At 30.2% G+C, this 5330-nt stretch carries 11 protein-coding genes; all 11 read right to left on the minus strand.

The window, feature by feature from the left end:
- Nucleotides 1-91 precede the first annotated feature (91 nt).
- The 11 genes from VIL26_03715 to VIL26_03765 all read right to left on the minus strand — a co-directional run bounded on the left by VIL26_03715 (nt 92) and on the right by VIL26_03765 (nt 5231).
- Nucleotides 92-529 (minus strand): LacI family DNA-binding transcriptional regulator, encoded by a 438-nt coding sequence (locus VIL26_03715; GenBank protein ID HEY8390041.1) that lies wholly within the window; start codon nt 527-529, stop codon nt 92-94.
- A 186-nt stretch (nt 530-715) separates the two neighbouring features.
- The gene (locus tag VIL26_03720) at nt 716-1051 is read right to left on the minus strand and encodes a single-stranded DNA-binding protein (GenBank protein ID HEY8390042.1); all 336 of its coding nucleotides are present in this window, start codon (nt 1049-1051) and stop codon (nt 716-718) included.
- A gap of 102 nt (nt 1052-1153) precedes the next feature.
- Nucleotides 1154-1438 carry a hypothetical protein gene (locus VIL26_03725; GenBank protein HEY8390043.1) on the minus strand — a complete coding sequence of 95 codons (285 nt, stop codon included), beginning with the start codon at nt 1436-1438 and terminating at the stop codon, nt 1154-1156.
- Nucleotides 1439-1460: 22 nt separating this feature from the next.
- Nucleotides 1461-1694, minus strand: a complete 234-nt coding sequence (locus tag VIL26_03730) for a hypothetical protein (GenBank protein ID HEY8390044.1) — start codon at nt 1692-1694, stop codon at nt 1461-1463.
- A 22-nt stretch (nt 1695-1716) separates the two neighbouring features.
- Nucleotides 1717-1923, minus strand: coding sequence for a hypothetical protein (locus VIL26_03735; protein HEY8390045.1), 207 nt, complete (start codon nt 1921-1923; stop codon nt 1717-1719).
- Nucleotides 1924-2013: 90 nt separating this feature from the next.
- Entirely contained in the window at nt 2014-2244 is a 231-nt protein-coding gene (locus tag VIL26_03740; GenBank protein ID HEY8390046.1) for a hypothetical protein, read from the minus strand.
- Between the two features lie 92 nt (nt 2245-2336).
- Nucleotides 2337-2879 carry a zonular occludens toxin domain-containing protein gene (locus tag VIL26_03745; protein ID HEY8390047.1) on the minus strand — a complete coding sequence of 181 codons (543 nt, stop codon included), beginning with the start codon at nt 2877-2879 and terminating at the stop codon, nt 2337-2339.
- A 15-nt stretch (nt 2880-2894) separates the two neighbouring features.
- A complete protein-coding gene (locus tag VIL26_03750; protein HEY8390048.1) occupies nt 2895-3260 on the minus strand; it encodes a hypothetical protein in 366 nt (121 codons plus the stop codon).
- Nucleotides 3260-3634: a hypothetical protein gene (locus VIL26_03755; GenBank protein HEY8390049.1), complete on the minus strand. Its 375-nt coding sequence runs from the start codon at nt 3632-3634 to the stop codon at nt 3260-3262. The genes VIL26_03750 and VIL26_03755 overlap by 1 nt, the downstream gene beginning before the upstream one ends.
- Nucleotides 3635-3852: 218 nt before the next feature.
- Nucleotides 3853-4677: a hypothetical protein gene (locus VIL26_03760; protein HEY8390050.1), complete on the minus strand. Its 825-nt coding sequence runs from the start codon at nt 4675-4677 to the stop codon at nt 3853-3855.
- Between the two features lie 23 nt (nt 4678-4700).
- Nucleotides 4701-5231: a hypothetical protein gene (locus tag VIL26_03765; GenBank protein HEY8390051.1), complete on the minus strand. Its 531-nt coding sequence runs from the start codon at nt 5229-5231 to the stop codon at nt 4701-4703.
- Nucleotides 5232-5330: the final 99 nt, after the last annotated feature.

The following is a 5330-nucleotide window of genomic DNA, read 5'->3' on the forward strand; positions in this document are numbered from 1 at the left end:
CGATATAACTTGTCTTATAATCAAGCCCGTGTAATAATTTTTTCATAATTTCAGGTACATCGTTATTAATCATATTTTTTAACTTCATAGTCTAAATCCCCTTTCTACTGTATATTTCAAAATTTTCGTCTACGTACATGTCCTCTTTAGCACGTTCATAATCGGTTATGTTATTACTTACCATATAATAAAGCATGTAGTATGCTTGGTCTGTATTAATATGCATGTCTTGTTTTATCATGTTAACTATACTAGCAGTATAGTCTTTATACCTTTTATCTTGTGTGTACATTCCCCAGCGGCTCAAAACTGTATCATTAGGCACTCTATCCATTTTATTTTTATATTCTAAATATCGTCTGGCCACTGTCCTCGACCTGCGGCTAATATAGCCCAAGTCGTCAATCGCTAGTAAAACTCTTTGTCTTGTTGATTCTCTAACCCTTTCGGGGTGATTAAGAGCACGTGAGACAGTCGATACACTCACGCCAGCGGCTTTTGCAATATCTTTAAGAGTTATATGTTTCATTTTACATCTCCCTCATCTTCTTTTTATTTTTCCAAATCAAGTATTTCTATAAGTTCTGTCACCGTCTCAAAAACAAAACCTATAGCAAGCATTGCGATTAATTCAATTTCCCATTTACTAGGTTCATTTTCCATCATTTCGTCCTCTTTCTTCTTTATAAGAAAAACCGCATACCATAAAAACTAACTATTCGGCAAAATTAATCTTATTAATCATTATATAAGGTTGATTGACCCATTCATCGTCATCGTTTTTGTAAGAGTTAACTTTTAAAACTCCTTTGATTTTAACTCTGTCACCCTTGACAAATATATCTGTATTTCGTTTTAGTCCGAACTGCGTGCACTTGAAAGAATGTTTACGTTCTTTCTCGTTTCCCTCTTTGTCCTCGTATTTTTCAGTCACCTGAACAAAATAATTATGTAATTCCTTTTGATTGTTATCATACCTGACAACATCACTAAATACAACAGTACCAACCAAATTTACAAATGCACAATCTTTAATATTCTTTTTACTCATTTTTAATAACTCCCTTCTTTTTTTTTTAAATTTTCGGTATGGTATACGGGTTTTTATTGAAGGGCGTTTTTGGCACGCCCCAAGCCATATTTTTTTTTTTTTTTACCAGTCTAAATAATAATCTTTGTCAACCATTGCGGCAAAATCGGGCTTATCCCAATCTTCAACCTGACTTGCATAGTCATCGTTCTTGTCAGCATCATCTTTAGGATACCAAATCACATACCAGAGATTGCCATCCTTGTCCATCGCGTCCGCACAAAAGCACTCATCATCTAAATAATCAGTGTCAGGATACGGGTCCTGCGTCAAAGCAAGTTCGATCCCATCCCAAAGAACAGAACCATAAAGTTTTTTACTTTCATCAAATAGTTTTTTAATGTTCATTTTTTTATGTCTCCCTTCTTTTTTATCTAAAATATTTGTCATTGAACGGTTTTACATGAACTTTTTTAAATTTTAGTTTAGGTTCTGGAGCGAACCAATCCATTTCGTAAAGTATCGTTTTAACTTTCATATCGTTTTTGTCCAGGAAAACAAGTTTAACCTTAATTCCCTTAATCTCAATTTTCTTTAATTCCAACGCATTATCATTTAGGGCATTAAGTTCTTTGTCGATTAATTCAAACATTTTGCTGTACATTTTTTCACCACCTTTCTACTTACTATTTTACAAATATTTGAATTACATCATCATCATCAAGATAATTAATCTTAACAACTTGTTTTTTTAACAAATAATATGTAACATCTTCTATCCAATAAGAATCAAAATACACGATATGAGATAGTGAAATAGAACGTATTTCTACTCTCTTTCTTGGTAAGTCAAATACTCTTTTCTCATTATTTAATAATTCAAACAACGTCATTTTATCGTCTCCTTTCTACACTTACTATTATACACTATCATTAAAATAATGTCAAGTATTTTTTTAAATTTTTTTTAAAAAAATATTATCTTATTTAAATACTTCTATTACGTTTTCAAAGGAATATACCGAAAAAACTTCCTTTCCTAATAAACGATATGGTATCTCGTCTATAAGATATTCCTCAACATCCGCCATTAACCTATCTACCATAGAAGCTGAAGATATAGTACAAATTTTCAGTTTCTTTTTTAAATCAAAGTTTTTCACTTCACTGCTATTTAATAATTTCCATAATGTCATTTTATCATCTCCTTTCATCTACTATTATACACAATTTTAATATAATGTCAAGCATTTTTTTAAATTTTTTAAAAAATTTTTATAAAAGAAAAATAGAATAGATTAAAAATCTATTCTATCAATTCATTTGTATCATAATACCTAAAATAATCGTTCAAATTTACTAGTTCAGTTTTAATAAATCTAGTAAAATATCCATCAATTTCATGCACATCGACCCTAAAAATCCCATCCTTTAAATTTGTCATCTGGAAAACTGCTAGGGCTTGACGCCTAATTCTGACGTCCAAGTGTAATATATACTGCGTTGTTGCTAACAATAATATATTACGTTTTCGCAACTGCGAGAAAAAGTTTTGAATAATACGATTGTTTTGTCTCATATAATCTCTACTGTCAAAATAAATGTGTATCTCATCAAGCAACATTATTGAGTTATTAAAATAATCAGGATTTTCTCTTATCACCTCTAATATATCAATAGAGTTTTTATTCTTTTTGCTATCAAAAGTAATTCTTTCGTACTCAATACCAAATAAAGAGTAATTAGAGTAAACCCGTTTATCATTTGTATAATTATCAACCAATAATTTAGTAATAAAAGCAGTTTTCCCAGAACCTTGCCTGCCGATTGCTAGATAAAATCCGTACATTTAACACACCTTCCTTCACCTGAAAACATCTTTTGTGCCAAATATCCCACGCTTGACTTCAGGTGGGGTACTCTCTCTCACAATATTGACTAATTCTTTACGACCTAGTCCTCTTATGCTGATTTGCAATTGCAAAATATTATCCGCCATATTTTTCATGAATGGAATGTTAAATGTTTCGGCAAACATATATAACTTTGTTAAAAGTGGGATTTGTTCGTCTTTGAGCCTAGTAATAACTTTTAATTTGTCAAGATTTGTTAGTTCGCTGATAGCAATTAAACTGACTAAACTATCATTATTTCCATTTTCTATTTGTTCACTTATATTTTCTGCTAACAGTTCGTCAATTTTTATTTTTTCGTCCTTAACATTTTTCATTAAATCGCCCCCTGACCTTTTAAGAGTAAATATATTACAACGATATGTAATATTATATTAAGTAATAGCATTACGGTTGTTTTATCAAACGTATTTGATTTAAGAGAACTAAAAGTATCTTTTATCAATTTACTCTCAATAGCAGTCTGGAAATCTTCATGATTAAATTTACTTTCAAAATCTAGCGGATTGATTGTTTCCGCTGATTTATCCGTAATGATAACAGTACGATAACCTTTGTAATCAAAAATATGGTCGGGATTGATTAAAAAGTTAGGTTTAAATTTACTTGACAAATGATAAGTTATAGTACTAGATTTGTCTGAATTAAATTTTATTACCCTTAAATATTTATGTTTACCAAATAATCTCATTCTATCTCCTCTCTTTCGCCAAAAAATGTTATTGTAATAGTCGCTATTATCATTATTACACAAAATATTCTTATAAATAAATTATCTACCAAAAAAATCGGCACGAACCATAGTAGAATTGTTGCTACTAAAACCCATTTAATTTTAAATTTAAAGGCTACGAAGATTGAAAGAATATACATTATCAATGTTATCAGTAATATATTCATCTCTGTCATTTACTCTTCTCTCCTTTTTCTAACTGCAATTGTGACAAAACCACCTAAAAGGATAACAGTTATAATAGCAGGCACTAGCCATTTTTCTAGACCAGTGTAAAACTTTTCGTTGTTTTCGGCTATTTTACTTTTTTGACCTGCTTTAAAACCTTCTTCATAAGCCTCAGATTGATTTAGTAATATTCCCTCTTCATATCCTACGTCGTAACCTTCATCATAACCGACATCATATCCCTCATCATATCCCTCATTATATCCTCTATCATATTCCAAATCCAAAGAATCTTGTAATTCTGAAATTTGATTATTCAAATTATTTATTTCATCGTTTAAATATTCAATTTGAAGTTTATAGTAATCAATTTCGGAAGAATAAACAGTAACAGGCATATCAGTAGTAAGATATTTAGTTTTTAAAGTACCCTTATACGTATATTTCAAAAGAGTAAGCCAGATTTTATCATTAGCATAACTAGGGTCAACATAAAAATTTACCGTATCATTGTAAAATTCAGTGACGTTAACAGTAAATTCTTGTTCGTGAAATTGTATAGTTTGAATAGTGACAGCACCAACTTCAGACGGAAAACTGACCAAATCAATTTCAATAGGAATTTCAAAACCTTCAAAAATTACACTGGGATAGGTAAAATCAATAATAATCAAACCTTCAGATTCAGAAAATTGATACCGATATGTAGTATACTCTCCATCTGGCAAATATCCAGGAAAATCAGAAGTTTCTTCAGCCGCAAAAACTTTTGACGGTATCAAAAAGAAAAAGCCCAAAAACAAAATCATTAAAAAACTAATTATTTTTTTCATTACCTTTCACTCCTTTCTTTTATTTAATCTTTTTTAAACGGTTTATAGTAAAGTAATACTACACCACCTACAAATACTATCGGAACAAATGATATTAAACCAGCAATTAGTTTATGATTTTTAATAGATTTTTTTGTAAGAATTATATCCATAAGAACTATATCACGAGCAGAAGCATTATAAACACTATCATAATCGAAAGGTATATAGAACGAACTCGTGTTAAAAACATACCGTAGAGCATTATTATCATACATCTCTAAAAATTCAGAATTAGAACTAAAATTCCAATTAATTATAGTTATAGTTATATCATTTGTATAATCATATAAATTAGCGATAGAATATCCTTTTTTAAAATAATCATCAAAATCATCATAAGATAAAGTATGGTCATACCTATAGCTAGTAGCCGCATCCTGAAAATAATCTGTTTCAATAGTCACTATCTTTGTTCCTTCTATTGATTCTTTTATATCTATAACACTTAATACAACTAACGGTATCACACTAATCGCAATCACCGCACCGATAGCAGTTCTAATCCACTTCACCTACCACGACCTCCTTTCCTGTTATTCTACTTTATTATACCACGAAAGCAAACGGTTGTCAAGTACTGTTAAGTAAAAAGACTTAACAGGGCGGGCGGG

The sequence above is a fragment of the Clostridia bacterium genome, assembly GCA_036562685.1.
Classification (GTDB): domain Bacteria; phylum Bacillota; class Clostridia; order Christensenellales; family DUVY01; genus DUVY01.

Coding starts and splice junctions, on each gene's coding strand:
- VIL26_03750 (HEY8390048.1), bottom strand. CDS start 3,260: ATGAAAAATGTTAAGGACGAAAAAATAAAAATTGACGAACTGTTAGCA.
- VIL26_03720 (HEY8390042.1), bottom strand. CDS start 1,051: ATGAGTAAAAAGAATATTAAAGATTGTGCATTTGTAAATTTGGTTGGT.
- VIL26_03725 (HEY8390043.1), bottom strand. CDS start 1,438: ATGAACATTAAAAAACTATTTGATGAAAGTAAAAAACTTTATGGTTCT.
- VIL26_03735 (HEY8390045.1), bottom strand. CDS start 1,923: ATGACGTTGTTTGAATTATTAAATAATGAGAAAAGAGTATTTGACTTA.
- VIL26_03730 (HEY8390044.1), bottom strand. CDS start 1,694: ATGTACAGCAAAATGTTTGAATTAATCGACAAAGAACTTAATGCCCTA.
- VIL26_03740 (HEY8390046.1), bottom strand. CDS start 2,244: ATGAAAGGAGATGATAAAATGACATTATGGAAATTATTAAATAGCAGT.
- VIL26_03755 (HEY8390049.1), bottom strand. CDS start 3,634: ATGAGATTATTTGGTAAACATAAATATTTAAGGGTAATAAAATTTAAT.
- VIL26_03715 (HEY8390041.1), bottom strand. CDS start 529: ATGAAACATATAACTCTTAAAGATATTGCAAAAGCCGCTGGCGTGAGT.
- VIL26_03745 (HEY8390047.1), bottom strand. CDS start 2,879: ATGTACGGATTTTATCTAGCAATCGGCAGGCAAGGTTCTGGGAAAACT.
- VIL26_03760 (HEY8390050.1), bottom strand. CDS start 4,677: ATGAAAAAAATAATTAGTTTTTTAATGATTTTGTTTTTGGGCTTTTTC.